The sequence below is a fragment of the Rhizobium sp. NPDC092011 genome (genome assembly GCF_044756305.1).
Classification (GTDB): domain Bacteria; phylum Pseudomonadota; class Alphaproteobacteria; order Rhizobiales; family Rhizobiaceae; genus Rhizobium.
Genome location: NZ_JBIVSO010000011.1, coordinates 89,168 through 106,146, shown reverse-complemented (window position 1 = coordinate 106,146; position 16,979 = coordinate 89,168). Strand labels below are relative to the sequence as shown.

15 protein-coding genes are annotated in these 16,979 nt (G+C 60.1%); 6 read left to right on the top strand and 9 right to left on the bottom strand.

What is annotated here, in order from left to right; all coding sequences use genetic code 11:
* Positions 1-13 precede the first annotated feature (13 nt).
* Positions 14-964: a lytic transglycosylase domain-containing protein gene (locus ACIQJ2_RS30000; RefSeq protein ID WP_400673906.1), complete on the top strand. Its 951-nt coding sequence runs from the start codon at positions 14-16 to the stop codon at positions 962-964.
* Between the two features lie 117 nt (positions 965-1,081).
* Entirely contained in the window at positions 1,082-3,352 is a 2,271-nt protein-coding gene (locus ACIQJ2_RS29995) for an FdhF/YdeP family oxidoreductase (RefSeq protein ID WP_400673909.1), read from the top strand.
* 101 nt (positions 3,353-3,453) lie between these two features.
* Here ACIQJ2_RS29995 and putA read toward each other — a convergent pair whose 3' ends face one another.
* Positions 3,454-7,158, bottom strand: a complete 3,705-nt coding sequence (gene putA, locus ACIQJ2_RS29990) for a trifunctional transcriptional regulator/proline dehydrogenase/L-glutamate gamma-semialdehyde dehydrogenase (protein WP_400673912.1) — start codon at positions 7,156-7,158, stop codon at positions 3,454-3,456.
* A gap of 184 nt (positions 7,159-7,342) precedes the next feature.
* On the opposite strand from putA, the gene ACIQJ2_RS29985 reads away from it, so the two are divergent.
* Positions 7,343-7,804 carry an Lrp/AsnC family transcriptional regulator gene (locus ACIQJ2_RS29985; RefSeq protein ID WP_168813940.1) on the top strand — a complete coding sequence of 154 codons (462 nt, stop codon included), beginning with the start codon at positions 7,343-7,345 and terminating at the stop codon, positions 7,802-7,804.
* 241 nt (positions 7,805-8,045) lie between these two features.
* Positions 8,046-8,312 (top strand): hypothetical protein, encoded by a 267-nt coding sequence (locus ACIQJ2_RS29980; protein ID WP_199149982.1) that lies wholly within the window; start codon positions 8,046-8,048, stop codon positions 8,310-8,312.
* 48 nt (positions 8,313-8,360) lie between these two features.
* On the opposite strand, the gene ACIQJ2_RS29975 is transcribed toward ACIQJ2_RS29980, so the two are convergent.
* The gene (locus tag ACIQJ2_RS29975; protein WP_199149983.1) at positions 8,361-8,546 is read right to left on the bottom strand and encodes a 4-oxalocrotonate tautomerase; all 186 of its coding nucleotides are present in this window, start codon (positions 8,544-8,546) and stop codon (positions 8,361-8,363) included.
* A 115-nt stretch (positions 8,547-8,661) separates the two neighbouring features.
* Here ACIQJ2_RS29975 and ACIQJ2_RS29970 point away from each other — a divergent pair, with 115 nt between their 5' ends.
* Positions 8,662-9,546, top strand: coding sequence for a LysR substrate-binding domain-containing protein (locus tag ACIQJ2_RS29970; RefSeq protein ID WP_400673916.1), 885 nt, complete (start codon positions 8,662-8,664; stop codon positions 9,544-9,546).
* Positions 9,547-9,645: 99 nt separating this feature from the next.
* Here the strand turns inward: ACIQJ2_RS29970 and ACIQJ2_RS29965 are convergent, their stop codons facing one another.
* From ACIQJ2_RS29965 to ACIQJ2_RS29950, 4 genes are all read right to left on the bottom strand, one after another.
* Positions 9,646-10,563: a LysR substrate-binding domain-containing protein gene (locus ACIQJ2_RS29965; RefSeq protein WP_400673919.1), complete on the bottom strand. Its 918-nt coding sequence runs from the start codon at positions 10,561-10,563 to the stop codon at positions 9,646-9,648.
* A gap of 16 nt (positions 10,564-10,579) precedes the next feature.
* Positions 10,580-12,160, bottom strand: coding sequence for an alkyl hydroperoxide reductase subunit F (ahpF, locus tag ACIQJ2_RS29960; RefSeq protein ID WP_400673922.1), 1,581 nt, complete (start codon positions 12,158-12,160; stop codon positions 10,580-10,582).
* A gap of 118 nt (positions 12,161-12,278) precedes the next feature.
* A complete protein-coding gene (gene ahpC / locus ACIQJ2_RS29955; RefSeq protein ID WP_184706761.1) occupies positions 12,279-12,842 on the bottom strand; it encodes an alkyl hydroperoxide reductase subunit C in 564 nt (187 codons plus the stop codon).
* A 235-nt stretch (positions 12,843-13,077) separates the two neighbouring features.
* The gene (locus ACIQJ2_RS29950; protein WP_400673927.1) at positions 13,078-13,962 is read right to left on the bottom strand and encodes a LysR substrate-binding domain-containing protein; all 885 of its coding nucleotides are present in this window, start codon (positions 13,960-13,962) and stop codon (positions 13,078-13,080) included.
* A 148-nt stretch (positions 13,963-14,110) separates the two neighbouring features.
* On the opposite strand from ACIQJ2_RS29950, the gene ACIQJ2_RS29945 reads away from it, so the two are divergent.
* Positions 14,111-14,959 carry an urea carboxylase-associated family protein gene (locus ACIQJ2_RS29945; RefSeq protein WP_400673929.1) on the top strand — a complete coding sequence of 283 codons (849 nt, stop codon included), beginning with the start codon at positions 14,111-14,113 and terminating at the stop codon, positions 14,957-14,959.
* Positions 14,960-15,081: 122 nt separating this feature from the next.
* On the opposite strand, the gene ACIQJ2_RS29940 is transcribed toward ACIQJ2_RS29945, so the two are convergent.
* The 3 genes from ACIQJ2_RS29940 to ACIQJ2_RS29930 all read right to left on the bottom strand — a co-directional run bounded on the left by ACIQJ2_RS29940 (position 15,082) and on the right by ACIQJ2_RS29930 (position 16,977).
* Positions 15,082-15,435 (bottom strand): hypothetical protein, encoded by a 354-nt coding sequence (locus ACIQJ2_RS29940; protein WP_400673932.1) that lies wholly within the window; start codon positions 15,433-15,435, stop codon positions 15,082-15,084.
* Positions 15,436-15,592: 157 nt separating this feature from the next.
* The gene (locus ACIQJ2_RS29935) at positions 15,593-16,207 is read right to left on the bottom strand and encodes a thiamine phosphate synthase (protein ID WP_400673934.1); all 615 of its coding nucleotides are present in this window, start codon (positions 16,205-16,207) and stop codon (positions 15,593-15,595) included.
* Positions 16,204-16,977: a thiazole synthase gene (locus tag ACIQJ2_RS29930; protein ID WP_400673937.1), complete on the bottom strand. Its 774-nt coding sequence runs from the start codon at positions 16,975-16,977 to the stop codon at positions 16,204-16,206. The genes ACIQJ2_RS29935 and ACIQJ2_RS29930 overlap by 4 nt, the downstream gene beginning before the upstream one ends.
* Between the last annotated feature and the right edge of the window lie 2 nt (positions 16,978-16,979).

Genomic DNA, 16,979 nt, shown 5'->3' with positions numbered 1-16,979 from the left:
GGATATCGCTGGGATGGCAGGCAGGCAGCATCGGACAGGTTTTTTCCGCGTTATCGTCGCCTCTACGATCGCATGCGGTATCGCTGTTGCGACCTTCAGTCCGGCGAGAGCGCAACCGGAATGGAGTGTCGCACCACCGGTTTGCGTCTCCGGACCGATGACGACAGAGACGGGCGAGACGCTTTGTCTGCGCAAGGATAGTTATAATCGCGATCTGTGCATCGCCATCGAATACTTCGCCGGTGCCAACCATTTGCCGCCGGATTATCTGGCGCGGTTGGTCTGGCGCGAAAGTCTGTTTCGTTCCGATGCCGTAAGCCCGAAAGGCGCCCGCGGGATTGCGCAATTCATGCCGGGGACGGCAAGGCTGCGCGGCGTTCGCGACAGCTACGATGCGCTCGAAGCGCTTGGCAAGGCGGCGACCTATCTCGATGAATTGCGCAACCGTTTCGGCAATTTGGGGCTCGCGGCAGCTGCCTACAATGCCGGTGAGGGCGGCCTCGCCAACTTCCTGAACTCCGGCGGGCTTCCCTATGAGACGCGCAATTACGTGACGGCGATCACCGCCCACAGTGTCGAGGAATGGCGGGATGATCCGCCCAGTTCGGCCGCCCCCGTGCTCGACAAGGGCAAGCCCTTCATCGAGTCCTGTGTTGCGCTCGCCGAGAGCCGGCGTCTGAAGCCCGTCGCCTTGGAGCAGGAGCGCCCCTGGGCGCCCTGGGGCGCTCAGTTGGCGGAGCATTTCCAGCCCGATGTGGCCCGACGGATCTTTGCAGCGAATATCAGAAGATTGCCGTCACCGCTGAATGCTGAAAAGCCTCTGATCGTACGCCAGCGCAATGCCGATTTCGGCCGCCGGATTCGGTATGCGGCGCGCATAGGCCGCCAGACGCGGGAAGAGGCCGATGCCGTCTGTACCCAGGTTCGGCAGCAGGGTGGCTCCTGTCTGGTTTTCAGGAACTAGCTTTTTGGGCGCAGGAAGGCGACGTCGCCTGATTGCGCTTTACTCGCTGATGTCACGAGCCTATTTCTTGTAAGCCCGACCTTTGGGAGGAAGTCTTGGTAACCAAAGGAGCTTGCGATGGCGAAGAAACGTGAAGTCCCGGGCATCCGCCCATATAACAGCCCGGCAGGCGGTTGGGGGGCCTTGAAAGCGACCGCCAATGCGGTGCGCGAGCAGATGGACATCACGGAGGCGCCTGGCCTTCTTTTCCGCACGAACAAGCCTGCAGGTTTCGATTGTCCCGGCTGCGCATGGCCGGACAAGGAACATACCTCCACGTTCCAGTTCTGCGAAAATGGCGCCAAGGCCGTCACCTGGGAAGCGACGAACAAGCGCGTCACGCCCGAATTCTTCGCCGAGCACACCGTCAGCGAACTCCTGACATGGAGCGATTACGAGCTCGAAAATTCCGGTCGGCTGACCCATCCGATGGTCTATGATCAAGCGACCGATACCTATCGACCCGTCGCCTGGGAGGATGCTTTTGCCCGCATCGGCGAAGTCATGCGCAGCGTGCCCGATCCGGATATGGTCGAATTCTATACGTCTGGTCGCGCCTCCAATGAAGCAGCCTTTCTTTTCCAGATTTTCGCCCGCGAATATGGCACCAACAATTTTCCCGATTGCTCGAACATGTGCCACGAGGCGACCAGTGTCGGCCTGCCGCAATCGATCGGCATCGGCAAGGGCACGGTATCGCTCGACGACTTCGACGAATGCGATCTCATCATCTCCATGGGGCATAATCCGGGCACCAACCATCCGCGCATGATGGGTACTCTCCATGAGTGTTCGCGTCGAGGCGTCCCGATCATCGTCTTCAACCCGCTGAAGGAACGGGCGCTCGAGCGTTTTGCCGATCCGCAGAACCCGATCGAAATGGGCACCTTCGGTTCGACGCGGATTGCTTCCTCCTATTATCAAGTCAGGATCGGTGGTGATGCGGCGGCGCTGAAAGGCATCATGAAGGCGGTACTTGCGCTTGCCGAGACCTCCGAAGACGTGCTCGATCATGCCTTCATCGCCGAACATACGACAGGCTTCGAGGCGCTCGTTGCCGATCTGGAACAGACGGAATGGGCTGATATCGAGCGCGTCTCCGGCCTGCCTCGGATCGATCTGGAACGCGTTGCCGCGGCCTATGTCAAATCCAAGGCGACGATCGTGGCCTACGGCATGGGCATTACCCAACATGCCAAGGGGACGGCCAACGTGCAGCAGATCGCCAATCTGCTGTTGTTGCGCGGCAATTTCGGCAAGCCCGGCGCCGGTATCTGCCCATTGCGCGGTCACTCCAACGTGCAGGGCAACCGCACCGTCGGGATCACCGAAAAGCCGAACGCTGCGTTGATCGAGGGCATTGACCGCGCTTTCGGCTTCAAATCACCCGCCCATCACGGCCATGATGCCGTCGCCGCCATGCAGGCGATGGCGGAGGGGCGCTCCAAGGTATTGATCTGCCTCGGCGGCAACTTCTCGATTGCACTCCCCGATCCCGAGCTATGCGCCGAGGGTATGCGCAAGCTCGATCTGGCCGTTCACCTGAACACCAAGCTCAATCGTTCGAACCTGCTCATCGGCAAGGAGTCTTTCCTGTTTCCCGTGCTTGGCCGCACCGAGCAGGATATTCAGGCAACCGGAGCCCAATCGGTGACGATCGAGGACTCCATGTCGATGGTGCACGCCTCGCGCGGCCGCCTGAAGCCGGCCTCCGACGAATTACGCTCTGAGCCGGCCATCGTTGCCGCCATGGCACAGGCGAGTTTGCCCGATAGCAAGGTCGGCTGGATGGAACTCGTCACCGATTACGATCTGATCCGCGACAAGATCGAAATCGTCTATCCCGACTTTGCGAATTACAACGAGCGCATCCGCGTGCCTGGCGGCTTTCGCCTGCCGCTTGGGCCGACGGAACGCATCTGGCATACGCCTTCGGGCAAGGCCGAGTTCAAACTGTTCTCAGGTCTGAATGAGGATATCCTGCTTTCTGACGGCAACATCCTCAAGCTTGCGACTATTCGCAGCCATGATCAGTACAATACCACGATCTACGGTCTCGACGACCGCTATCGCGGTGTCTTTGGCCGCCGTGACGTGCTGTTCATGAACGACAAGGATCTGCACGCCAACGGATTGGAGCATGGCGATCTCGTCGAGATCGAAACAGCGTTGCCTTCCGGCGCGAAGCGGCTGCTGCAGCTGACGGCGATTTCCTACGATATTTCGGAGGGCTCGGTCGCGGCCTACTATCCCGAAGCCAATTGCCTGATCCCGATCGACTACCAGGACAAGGAAAGCGGCACGCCGTCTTACAAGTCCATTCCCGTGCGCATCAACAAGGCGGCGTGATCCGATGCGGCGACGATATCGTCGTCGCAGGCATGCTTAGGAAGTTGTCGGCCGGAGCGATACTCGCCCGGCCGACATCCATTATGGGAATATGTTCGGTATTACCCGATCGTCATCAGGCTCGCATTGCCGCCGGCTGCGGCCGTGTTGATTGAGGTGGTCACCTCTTCCAGCAGCCAGTTCAGGCAATAAGCATCGGCCTTGTTGGCGATCTCATCGCTTGAGGCGGCCTGGGTGAGAACCAACGGGCCGGGGAGCGCGGCGATCGCCTTGATGGTTTGCTTGACCCTTTCGGCATCCCCCTCGATGAGGGCGCCGGCGAACGGCCCGTCGACCGCCCAGTCCTTCGACCAGGAAATGCGGCTCGCAACCGTAGACGGTAGGTTCCGAAGCTCGTTCTGCAAGCCCGAGGCGGCGTCGATGGTGATCGAATTGCCCGTCGCAAGAGCGGCGGCGAGCTGGACCTGCAGGCCGAGTGCGGTCTGCGGAACAAGCAGGACCCGCCCACGCGGATGCAGGGCATAAAGGTTCAACTCACCAACCGGGCCTGGAAGCTCGACGTTGAAGCCGAGGGAGGACTGGCCGGCAAGAGCCTTGGCCTGCTTGGCAGCCCCGGCGGCACCGTTGCTGTCGAGCCAGCTGAGATACTGCTGCGCAGCTGGATCGGTCTGGACGCTCGCGTCGCGCAACGGCTCGGTCGAGGAGACGACGAGGCGGCGCAGATACATCGGACCGCCCGCCTTGGGGCCGGTGCCGGAAAGGCCGCGGCCACCGAAGGGCTGAACGCCGACAACGGCGCCGATGATGTTGCGGTTGACGTAGAGGTTGCCCGCCTTCACACGGCTGGTGACATGGGCAATCGTATCGTCAAGCCTGGTATGCAGACCGAAGGTCAGGCCATAACCGGATGCGTTGACGTCGTCAATCAGCTTGTCGAGCCCCTTGCGCTTGTAGCGGATGATATGGAGCACGGGGCCGAAGACTTCGCGCTTGAGGTCGCTCAGCTTCTTCAGCTCGATGATGGTGGGGGCAACGAATGTGCCCTTTGCAGCGCTGGCGGGGAGGTCGAGTTGTTCCACGGAGCAGCCGAGCTTGCGCATGCGCTCGATGTGCTCATCGATGCCGCGTTTGGCGCTGTCGTCGATAACAGGTCCGATATCAATGGCGAGCTTGTCGGTGCGGCCGACCGAAAGTTCGCGAAGTGCGCCGCGCAACATGGTCAGCGTACGGTCGGCCACTTCTTCCTGCAGGCACAGCACGCGCAGGGCAGAGCAGCGCTGTCCGGCGCTATCGAAGGCGGAGGCGATAACGTCGCCGACGACCTGCTCGGCGAGAGCCGATGAGTCGACGATCATGCCGTTCTGGCCACCGGTTTCGGCAATCAACGGGATGGGCTTGCCGTATTTCGACAGGCGTTCGGCAAGCTGCGCCTGGATCAGGCGGGCAACTTCCGTCGAGCCGGTAAACATGACGCCGGCGGTTTCAGGCGCACCGACCAGTGCGGCGCCCATTCTGCCGCTGCCCGGCACGAACTGGAGGACATCTTGCGGGATGCCGGCTTCATGCAGGATGCGAACGCCTTGGGCTGCGATCAGCGGCGTATTGCCGGCCGGCTTGGCGACGACCGGGTTGCCTGCGACGAGAGCTGCGGCAACCTGACCGGCGAAGATCGCCAGCGGGAAGTTCCACGGGCTGATGCAGACGACCGGGCCGAGCGGGATGCTCTCGGTCGATAGTACCTTGCGAGCCTGTGTTGCGTAATAGCGCAGGAAATCGATGGCTTCGCGGACCTCACCGACGGCGTTGGCGGCAGATTTGCCCGCTTCGCGGATCGTCAAGCCCACAAGCAAGGGCATCTCGCCCTGCATCATGTCAGCGGCGCGTTCCAGGATCGTCGCGCGCGCATCCGGGCTAACGGATGCCCAGGAGGCGGCGGCGCCCGCGGCAAGACGCATCACGTCGGCCGCATCATTGGGATCGAGTTCTGCAACCTGGCCAACGATGTCGGAATGGTCTGCAGGATTGAGAATGGGGCGCGTCTCGCCACGCTCGGAACCATCGGCAAGCAGCGGTTTGGCGATCCAGCCCTTGGCGGCGGAAACGTGCAGCTGGCCGGAAAGATCGGCAAGGGCCATTTCGTTCGACAGATCGATGCCGGCGGAATTCTGCCGCTTACCCTCGAACAGGTCGGCGGGAAGAGAAATCTTGTCGTGCTGAGCGCCCATCACAGGCATGGCGCGCACAACGTCGACGGGATCGGCGATCAGATCGGCAATGGAAACGGCGGGATCAGCAATCTTGTTGACGAAGGATGAATTTGCGCCGTTTTCCAGCAGGCGGCGGACGAGATAGGCGAGCAGGGTCTCATGGGTGCCGACGGGCGCGTAGATGCGGCACGGACGGTCCAGATTCTTGGCGCCGACGACCTCTTCATAGAGCGGCTCGCCCATGCCGTGCAGGCATTGGAACTCATACTTGCCGACCGAGAAATCGTTGCCGGCCATCTGGTAGATCGTCGCCAGGGTCTGGGCGTTGTGGGTGGCAAACTGCGGGAAGATGACGTCGGTTGCCGAGAGCAGCTTCTTGGCGCAGGCCACATAGGAAACGTCGGTGTAGATCTTGCGGGTGTAGACAGGGAAGCCTTCGAGGCCGTCCAGCTGCGCGCGCTTGATCTCGGCGTCCCAATAGGCACCCTTGACGAGGCGCACCATCAGGCGGTGACCGGAGCGGCGGGCAAGATCGATGATGAAATCGAGGACGAAGGGGCAGCGCTTGCCATAGGCCTGCACGACGAAGCCGATGCCATCCCAGCCGGCGAGCTGAGGATCAAGGCAAAGCGCTTCGAGCAGATCGAGCGACAATTCCAGCCGGTCGGCCTCTTCGGCATCGATGTTGAGGCCGATATTATACTGCTTGGAAATCAGCGCGAGCGCCTTCACCTTCGGCAGGAGTTCGCCCATGACGCGGTCGACCTGCGAGCGCGAGTAGCGGGGGTGCAGCGCGGAGAGCTTGATCGAGATGCCGGGGCCTTCGTAGATACCACGGCCGGCAGACGCCTTGCCGATCGCATGAATGGCGGTCTCGTAGTCGCGGTAGTACCGTTCGGCGTCCGCATGTGTGGTCGCTGCTTCGCCGAGCATGTCGTAGGAATAACGGAAGCCCTTCGCCTCGAGCGAGCGGGCGCGCTTCAGCGCCTCGTCGATCGTTTCGCCGGTGACGAACTGCTCGCCCATCATGCGCATGGCCATGTCGACACCGCGACGGATAACCGGCTCGCCGCAGCGCGCGATCAGTCGGGTCAACGAGGCGGAAAGGCCGCTTTCGTTTACGGTCGATGTCAGTTTGCCGGTGACGACCAGACCCCATGTCGCGGCATTGACGAACATCGAGCGACCACCGCCCAGATGCGACCTCCAATCGCCACCGGCGATCTTGTCGCGGATCAGCGCGTCGCGGGTTGCGGTATCGGGGATGCGCAGCAGGGCCTCGGCAAGGCACATGAGCGCGACGCCTTCCTGGCTCGAAAGCGAGTATTCCTGCACCAACCCTTCGACGCCGTCGCCCTTGTGCTTGGCGCGCAGTGCCTCGATCAGTGTCTTGGCGGTTTTCTTCGCCGCGTCGCGAACGGTGTCCGGTAGCGTGGCGGCCTCGACCAGCATGGGGAGGCATTCGGTCTCGGGGCGCCGATAGGCTGCGGTGATCGCCTTTCGAAGCGGGCTCTGATGCTGGATCGGGGGCGCAAATTGCTGGAATGGGGCAGCGTCTGGAGCTGGTTCTTCGGTGGCGAGCTGGGCAGAGACAGTCATGATAACCTCAAAATGCAAGGGTCCCGATAACCAGGCAGGCGCGATGTTTTCGCCTTTTCCGGTCCTCCCCGTTGCTTCGACGAGAACATACTTCATTCCGGGAAAGCGTTCCGCCTTGAAACTGCGGCTTTCCAGTCATATTGAACTTCAAATTACTCCATTTCAAATAGGAATGCCTACGCAGATGATCAAATCCAGTGAAATCGACCAGTTCGATCAAAAGATCCTCGATGCCCTGGTCGAGGATGGCCGCATGTCTATCACCGAGCTTTCCGAGCGGGTCGGTCTTTCCAAGACGCCATGCCAGGCACGGCTGAAAAAGCTGATCGACTCCGGATATATTGACGGGTTCAAGGCCGTGCTCAATCCGATCAAGCTTGGCCTCGACCATGTCGCCTTTGCAGAAGTGAAGCTGACGGACACGCGCGAGGAGGCTTTGCTCAGCTTCAACAATGCCATCAAGAAGATCAAGGAGATTGAGGAGTGTCACATGATTGCCGGACGTTTCGACTATCTCTTGAAGGTGCGTACTTCTGATATCCGGCGCTATCGCATCGTCCTGGGAGAGAAGATCTCCAGCCTGCCTTTCGTCGCGAGCACCTCCACCAATGTGGTGATGCAGTCGGTGAAGGAAAACTGGTCCTAGGGCATATCGCGCAAAATGCTGGGTTTTGCGCGGCATGCGCAAAATTGAGCACCCATAGCGCCGAGAGCGCGTCTGAAGGTCGCGATGCGCCTTGGGCAAGCTGCGGTATTCCACTTTGAAATGCAGCGTGTGAGTTTGGCTTTGATCGCCGATACCCATCCCGTCAGCGAGGCAATGATCTAGATTTCGCCATCCGAATCGGATCATTGCCGGGAGCTAAAATTAGTAAGGTGGAGTATGAATGGAAATGAATGCAAGCGACCGCGACCTTGTCGAGGTCATGAAGCAGTACTTTGCTGTCAAAGTCGAAGTAGAGGATGTGAAGTCTCGCCTCGAAGCGGCCAGGCGGGAAAGCGGCAAGGAGATCGATGAGTTTTACAATCCTCGCACGAATATCGATCACGCTGCCGAGATCCTTCGCTCCTATTCCCTCAAGCAGGAACTGGCCCGGTTGATGGATTGGGCCGAGGCGTGGGGACGTCAGCGTCTGGCGCCAGATTCTGCCTGACGATCGAGCTCTGACCGTCAGGCTTGGCAATGGTTTTGCCGGATTGTCTTAGCTATCCGATTTCAGCTTGCCCGCTGTCGCCCAGGAATCCTTCGAAATCTCGGTAATGATGATTTCCACCGATTCCGGCGGGCACGCCAGCGTTTCGGCGGCGGCCTTGGTCGCCTCGCGAACGAAGGCGCGCTTCTGGTCCTGTGTGCGGCCGGGATGCATTTCCAAGCGCAAGATGGGCATGGTAACTCCTTGAGAGAATGTCGCCAGTTGTTTGGCACCCCGAACTATCTTGCAAAACCACGGGGTGATAAATAGGCTTCCGATTGCTTCATTCCAAACCTATAGGTATGCAATCGTGGACAAATTGGCTGGCATGGCGATGTTCGTGCGCGTGGTCGAGCATGGCAGTTTTGCCGCCGCCGCCGAGATCAGCCAGGTATCGGCGACAATGGTTGCCAAGCATATCGGGACGATAGAGCAACGGCTCGGCGCGCGGTTGCTTCACCGCACCACCCGCCGTCACCAGATGACCGAGGTCGGCAGGCTTTATTACGAGCGCTGCAAGACAGTGCTGGCCGAGGTCGAACTGGCAGAGGCGTCGGCCTCGGAGCTGCAAGCGGCGCCGCGCGGCCGGCTTCGGGTCGTTGCCCCGGTCAGCTTCGGAACGCAAAGTCTTGTGCCGGCTCTTGTCGAGTACCTGCATCAGAATCTGGATGTTAGCGTCGATCTGGCTCTCGACAACAATCTCCACGACATGATCGGCGAGGGTTACGAACTGGGCATCCACATCGGGGACCTGACGGATACCAGTTTGGTCGCCCGCCCGCTGAAACCTTATCGGCGCATTCTGGCGGCATCGCCTGACTATCTTGATCATCACGGCCGGCCGCAAATTCCGGAAGATCTCGTCAATCACATGTGCCTCGGCCATTCCTATTGGCGCCTGCAGGGGCGCTGGCATCTGGTTGGTCCGGGGGATGAAGTAAGAGAAATTACGATAAAAGGTCGGTTCACCACGAATCAGGGCGCAGCGCTGCGCGTCGCGGCCCTGAACGGAGCGGGGATCGTGCTGCAGCCGGAGCTGCTGCTGGCCGCTGATCTCGATGCGGGCCGGCTGGAGCTCGTGCTGCCGGATTGGTCTTACAAGCCGACGCCGATGCATTTGGTCTATGCGCCAGATAGGCGCCCGACGGCGATGCTGCGCAGCGCCATCGATTTCCTGATCGCCCGCTTCGGCTGATCACCGGGCCTCTCTTCCGACGTGCATGTACCTAGCTGGCGCTGGTTCGCAGCGCCATTGACCGTGTCCGGGCTGATTGTCCGTCGAATGCCCTTGTTGCTAGGTGCCTGTTTTTCCGACCTGTAAAAGCTGCTGTGCTGTCGAGCGGAAGATTTCGGCGAGCTGTGCAAGCAGAGTGCCGGTCGGGGCGCTCTTGCGCCAGCAAAGGCCGATCCGGCGCGTCGGATTGCCGTCTTCGAACGACAGCAGCCGTATCGTGTCCGATGACCCCATGGGGCCGACGGTTGCCAGCGTCGGCAGCAAAGTGACACCAACATTGGTGCCGACCATGAGACGCAAGGTCTCCAGGCTTGTTGCCTGAAAAGAGGATCGATGTCCCGCGCCGGAGAGCCGGCAGACGTCGAGCGCGTGTTCGCGCAGACAATGGCCCTCTTCCAGTAGCATCAGATCATAGCGACTGAGGTCGTCCATTCCGATACTGTTGCGCTCGGCCAGCGGATGTTTCTTCGGAACTGCGAGAAGGAACGGCTCCTCGAAGAGGAGCTCGGTCTGCAATTGATCGGCATCAACGGGAAGAGCAAGGAGCGCGGCATCTAGCTCACCGCTCCGCAGACGCGAAAGCAGCGTACTGCTTTTTTCTTCGACGAGTAGCAGTTCAAGCTCGGGGAAACGTTCATGGATTGGAGGCACGACATGCGGCAGGAGATAAGGGCCGAGTGTCGGAAAGACGCCTAGGCGCAACACGCCCAGTTCCGGATTCTGTCGCAAAAGCGCAGCATTTTTCAATTGGCGAACATCGGCTAGAATTCGCGTCGCCCGTTCAACTGCATCCTTGCCGAAGTCAGTCAACATGACAGAGCGGGAATCGCGCTCGACAAGAGGCGTGCCAAGCTCGGCCTCGAGTTTGCGGATTTGGGCCGACAACGTCGGCTGGCTCACCAGGCATGCCTCGGCCGCGCGGCCAAAATGGCGATACTTGGCGAGCGCGACGAGATATTCCAGTTCTCTCAATGTCATGAGACGCCTCGTCTCATCAGGCGGCTTTGGCTTCTTCTTCGTCTGGCGCCGACGTGCGGATCAGGTAGTCGAAGGCCGCAAGCGAAGCCTTCGCGCCTTCACCGAGAGCAATGACGATCTGCTTGTAGGGGACCGTCGTGCAATCGCCGGCCGCAAACACGCCTGGGATCGATGTCTGGCCGTGATGGTCGATCTCGATTTCGCCGCGAGCCGAAAGGGCGATCGTGCCCTTCAGCCATTCGGTGTTCGGCAGCAGTCCGATCTGCACAAAGATACCGTCGAGCGTCAGAGTGTGCGTATTGCCCTTCGCGCGATCCTCATAGGCAAGGCCGGTAACCTTGCTGCCGTCGCCCAAAACCTCCGTCGTCTTGGCCGACAGAATGATGTCGACGTTGGCAAGGCTGCGCAGCTTTCGCTGCAACACATCGTCGGCGCGGAGCTTGCCGTCGAATTCAATGAGCGTGACATGCTTGACGATGCCGGCAAGATCGATCGCCGCCTCGACGCCGGAATTCCCGCCGCCAATGACGGCAACGCTTTTACCCTTGAACAACGGGCCATCGCAATGCGGGCAATAGGCGACGCCCTTGTTGCGATAAAGCTCTTCGCCCGGTACGCCCATCTGGCGCCAGCGCGCGCCCGTCGAGAGGATGACGGAACGGGATTTCAGCGTTGCGCCGCTTTCCAGCTCGACCTCGAAGAGATCGCCGTGGCGGACGAGCTTCCGCGCATGCTGCAGGTTCATGATCTCGACCGGATAGTCCTTCACATGCGTCTCAAGCGCAGTGGCAAAAGCCGGCCCTTCGGTATGTGGAACCGAAATGAAATTCTCGATTGCCATGGTGTCGAGCACCTGGCCGCCGAAGCGTTCGGCAACGACGCCGGTGCGGATGCCCTTGCGGGCGGCATAGATTGCCGAAGCGGCACCGGCCGGCCCACCGCCCACGACGAGGACGTCGAAGGTTTCCAGCGTCTTCAGCCTCTCGGCGGCGCGCTTGACGGCACCCGTATCGAGCTTGGCGATGATCTGCTCGACCTCCATGCGGCCCTGTCCGAAAACCTCACCATTCAGATAGATGGTCGGCACGGACATGACCTGTCGGTCGGCGACTTCCTTCGGGAAGACGGCGCCGTCGATCGCGACATGGCTGATCCGCGGGTTGAGGATGGACATCAGGTTCAATGCCTGCACGACATCGGGGCAGTTCTGGCAGGATAGCGAGAAGTAGGTCTCGAAGCGGAATTCGCCCTCAAGATCGCGGATCTGGTCGAGGATCGCCTGCTCCACGCGGGGCGGGTGGCCTCCGGTCTGCAGCAATGCAAGGACGAGGGAGGTGAACTCGTGACCGAGGGGGATGCCGGCAAAACGCAGGTTGATATCGTGGCCGGGGCTCGTCAATGCGAAGGAGGGCGCTCGCTCGCCGCCATCGCGCTGTTCGGCAAGGGTAATCTTGTCTGAGAGATCAACGACGTCTTTCAGAAGCGCTACCATTTCCGCTGACTTGGCGCTGTCGTTGACATTGGCGCGGATCTCGATCGGACGCACGACCTTCTCCAGATAGGCCTTCAATTGGCTTTTCAGCGCGTCGTCAAGCATCGATATGTCTCCTGCAGGAAATGGGAATTCGTCACCTGCCTGATACGGCAGACGTAAGGGCTCGCGTATTTATTGGGGTGGCCTTCCCCTGTTTCAGGGAAGGCCAATGGTTCTCAGATCAGATCTTGCCGACGAGTTGCAGCGAGGGAGCGAGCGTCTTTTCGCCTTCTTCCCACTTTGCCGGGCAAACTTCGCCCGGATGCGAGCGAACATACTGAGCGGCCTTGATGCGGCGCAAGAGATCGACGGCGTTGCGGCCGATGCCTTCTGCGGTGATTTCCATGGCCTGAATGACGCCGTCCGGATCGACAACGAAGGTGCCGCGGTCAGCAAGGCCTTCGGCTTCGCGCATGACGTCGAAGTTGCGCGTGATTGCGCCTGTGGGGTCGCCGATCATGGCATACTGGATTTTGCCGATGGTCTCGGAGCTGTCATGCCAGGCCTTGTGGGTGAAATGCGTGTCGGTCGAGACCGAAAACACTTCGACGCCGAGACGCTGAAGCTCGGAATAGTGGTCGGCGACGTCGCCAAGTTCGGTCGGGCAGACGAAGGTGAAGTCGGCCGGATAGAAGAAGAAAACCGCCCACTTGCCTGCGATGTCAGCTTCTGTGACTTCGACGAATTTTCCCTGCTTGAAGGCCTGGGCTTTGAACGGCTTAACGGCGGTATTGAGAACGGACATGGTACCCTTGCAATGTTTGGACAGTTGTATTTCGCGCCGCAACATAGTGCGTGCGCCGCAATAAGCAAAATAGATAAATCAGAAAGAATCGATAGTTTCCATCTATCTCGGCGGGCTGATGCCGCCTCGCTTGTGGATATTCGCTCGCGCGGTCTGGCCCTTAGGGCGATAGGAGGGTGATGGGTCGGACGGCATTCTTCTAGGGATGAAGTCGCAGATTCAAAGGCGCAAATTTTCACGAACGCTGCAAAGAAAGTGGGTTGCCGCTCATGGCAACGAGCCAGTTGCGGAATGTCTCCGCCTCCCGGGAAAGCTGGGTGGTCTGGATCAACCAATAGGCCTTGTCGGTGTCGAGGGACGAATCGAACAGGGTGATCAATGTTCCCGCGGCAAGCTCTTCGGAAATCAGGGAAATGGGGCAGAGGCCAACACCCTGCGCGCCGATAACGGATCCGATCATCAAGCTGAAATCGGCAAAGACCGGGCTGGGTTTGAGAGGTTTGTGGACATTATGAAGCGCAAACCAACGCGTCCAGGCAGACCTCGTCTCATCATGCAGCAGGTCGGCATTGTGCAAATCGATCGGCGTATCGAACGGCCCATGTTGGCGTTTGAATTCCGCCGAACAGACGGGACGTGTCTCGGCGCTCAAAAGGGCAGTCGCTTCAGCATCCGGCTTCGTTCCGTGACGGATCAACAGGTCGACGCTTGCGGCTTCCGGCGTTTTTGCGTCGAGCGCATAGACGATGTTGATGCGGATATCCGGGTACTTTTTTCTGAATTCCGGCAATAGAGGTATCAGCCAGCGCGTCGCAACCGATGCAATGCACGCAACGCTGACCGGTCGTTCCTGGTTTTCGCGCCGCAACTGCTGCGCGGCGCTCTCGATATGCGCAAGGCCGCTGGCCACGGCCGCTCCGAATTCACGGCCAGCAGCCGTTACGGTTACGCCACGCGCATGGCGCGTAAACAAGGTAACGCCGAGCCAGGTCTCTATCACCCGCACATGCTGGCTTATCCCGGCGGCGGTCTGATTGAGTTCGACCGCGGCCCTGGCGAAGCTTTCGTGGCGTACGGCCATCTCGAAGGCGCGGAGGGAGGCGTAGGGAATAGGGCGCATCCACCAAGGCTAAGTATGACTTGGCCAAAGCGCAAGAGCAAAGAGCGTTGTGCATTGTCTCGATCCGGCTACAGTGTAAGCGAATTTGCCGCCCGAGATCGCGGGCACCGCGAAGGACAGTGTGACCTTGATGCAGAAAGCCCATACCATGCCAGCCTCAGCTCCGGCCGATGCCGAGGAGCGTCGCAGCAAGCCGGCGGTTGTCGTCTATCCGAATGAAACGTTGCCGCCGGTGAACATGGATATCCTCCAGGCGGCAAGGCAAAGCATGATCAAGGTTGCCGAGATCATCGTGTCGCCCCGGGATGCTGCCAGCTTCCGGGTGCCGAAGGGGCACTTTTTCCGCATTGTCAGCATGGAAGGGTCGCAGGTCGGCGACCTCAATTTATGGAACGCCGACGATCTCTCGGAGCGCTTCTTCAGCGGCAAGACCCGCGCGCTTCATGCCACGCATGTCGGCGTCGGCGATCGGCTATGGAGCAGCTTGCCCTATCTGCGCCCGATGGCGACGATTACCCACGACACACTCGGCTGGTATGGCTGGGATGTGGATGGAGCCGGCGTCCATGATGTCATCGGCACGCGATGCGATCCCTATACCAATCGCCTGCTCAAGGGCGATGATTATCACCATTGCTGCCATTCGAACCTGTCTCGCGCGCTTGCGTCAGAGATGAAGATTCCTGTGCGGGACGCGGAAATGCATGTTCATGATGTGCTGAATGTCTTCATGTGCACGGGGTTCACCCGCGATACCCATCAGTATTTCATGAAGGCAAGCCCGGTGCGGCCGGGTGATTTCATCGAGTTCTTTGCGGAAATCGACCTACTGGGCGCTCTTTCGGCCTGTCCCGGCGGCGATTGCGGCAGCGGTCATTCCAGCGATGCTGCGCCGTGCTATCCGCTGGGTATCGAAATCTGGCGCCCCGATGCGGAGAAGCTTGTCGGTCGGGATTTTCCCGAGCGCAACGCCTATCCGAGAACGCACGGTCTTTAGGCGAGCAAATCGCTGGTGATCCGGCGGCTGCCCAAACAAAATTGCCGGCGGGTTCTACCGCCGGCAATTCTAGATCTTTCGTCAGACGAAACGTCTGGCTGTGCATATGCTGCGTTGCCAGCTTAGTTGCAGACGCGCATGCGCTCGTAATGGTAACCGTCATCATACTGGTTCTGAACCGCTTGGTTCTCGAACCAGCATCTCGGCGGCGGAGGCGGCTCTTCATAGACCGGACCCCGGTTGGAAAGAGCGCCGCCGACGATAAGGCCGCCGATCAGGCCCGCAGCCACGCCGCCGGCGATTGCCGCGCCATTGTTGTGACGATGATGGCGACGCCAGTCGTCATGTCCGCGCCAGTCGCCGCGATAGGGGCCACGGCCGTCGTAATACTGTGCCTGTGCGTAGGTGGCGGGAGCGAGCGCGCTGCCGATCACCGTTACGGCCAGCAAAGCCGTTAGAATTTTTTTCTTTATCATGACTACCTCCAAAGCAGTCTTCATGCTCAGCGAATGCGCGAGCTGTCTATTCAACGTTTAGAGCATGATTATGTTCGGCTGAATATTTAATGAATGAGCCGTTCATCGGCGCCAAACTCTGGAAATCCTGCGCTTTTGCCGGTGATTTCGCAATGGGTCAGCTCGCTGAAACGTGTTTGCGAGTCGATTCCAGCCATTCCAGCGTCCGTGATTCGGGGGCAGGATTGCGCGTTATGTCGGTCACGACGGCGGCGCAGTCGGCACCGTTCTCGAACACTCCGGAGATTCGCTCCACGGTCAGGCCGCCAATCGCGACAAGCGGGATATTGCCGATGCGGGCTTTCCATGCGCCGATACGTTCGAGCCCCTGGGGCGCCCAGGACATGGCCTTCAGAATGGTAGGATAGATTGGTCCAAGCGCGATGTAGTCGGGGCAGGCTGCAAGCGCCGTTTGCAGTTCCGCATCGTCATGCGTCGAAACTCCGAGCTTCAGTCCCGCTGCTCGGATGGCGCCGAGATCTGCCACCGCTAGATCCTCCTGGCCGAGATGGAGGAAATCGCAGCCTTCTTCTATCGCCAATTGCCAATAATCATTGATGACCAATTGGCATCCGTTTGCTGCACAGACGGCCTTTGCCCGGCGTATATCCGCCCGGATTTCCGAAGAAGGGCGGTCCTTGATCCGTAGTTGCACAAGCTTTACGCCAAGCGGCACCAGCCGTTCGATCCAGGCAGCACTATCGACGATCAGGTAGAATGGATCAAGCGTCACGCAAACACCGCCCTTCCGATGACGGGAGTTGACGGCACCGCCATGTCGCGCGGCTCCAGCAGGCCCGCGCCGAAGGCTCGCCTGCCGGCATCGATAGCCCCGGCAAATGCTTCTGCCATGGCAGCCGGATCGCCGGCGCCAGCGACGGCGGTGTTCAAAAGCACCGCATCGAAGCCCAGTTCCATGACGGTTGTCGCGTGCGAGGGTCGTCCGATGCCGGCATCGACGATCAGCGGCACTTCGGGAAAATGCGCCCGCATGGAGCGAAGGGCCGAAAGATTGAGCGGCCCTGCTGCCGTTCCGATGGGAGCGCACCAGGGCATAAGGACCTTGCATCCGGCCTCGATCAATCGTTCGGCCACGACCAGATCGTCCGTCGTATAGGGAAAGACCTCAAAGCCTTCGCTTAAAAGGATCCGCGCGGCTTCGACCAGTGCAAAGACATCCGGCTGCAGCGTGTCGTGATTGCCGATCACCTCAAGCTTGATCCAGTTGGTCTGGAATACCTCACGAGCCATCTTTGCGGTCAGGACCGCTTCCGAGACGCCATGACAGCCGGCTGTGTTGGGCAGCACGCGAACGCCGAGTTGACGGATCATGTCGAAGAATGCTCCGCCATTGCGACCGCCGGCCGCTTCGCGCCGGAGTGACACGGTGACGATTTCCGTGCCCGATCGCCTGACCGCTTCGGCAAGAATCAAAGGCGAGGGGTAGCGTGCGGTGCCGAGGAGAAGGCGCGATTCGATTTTGCTACCATAGAAATCGAGCATGG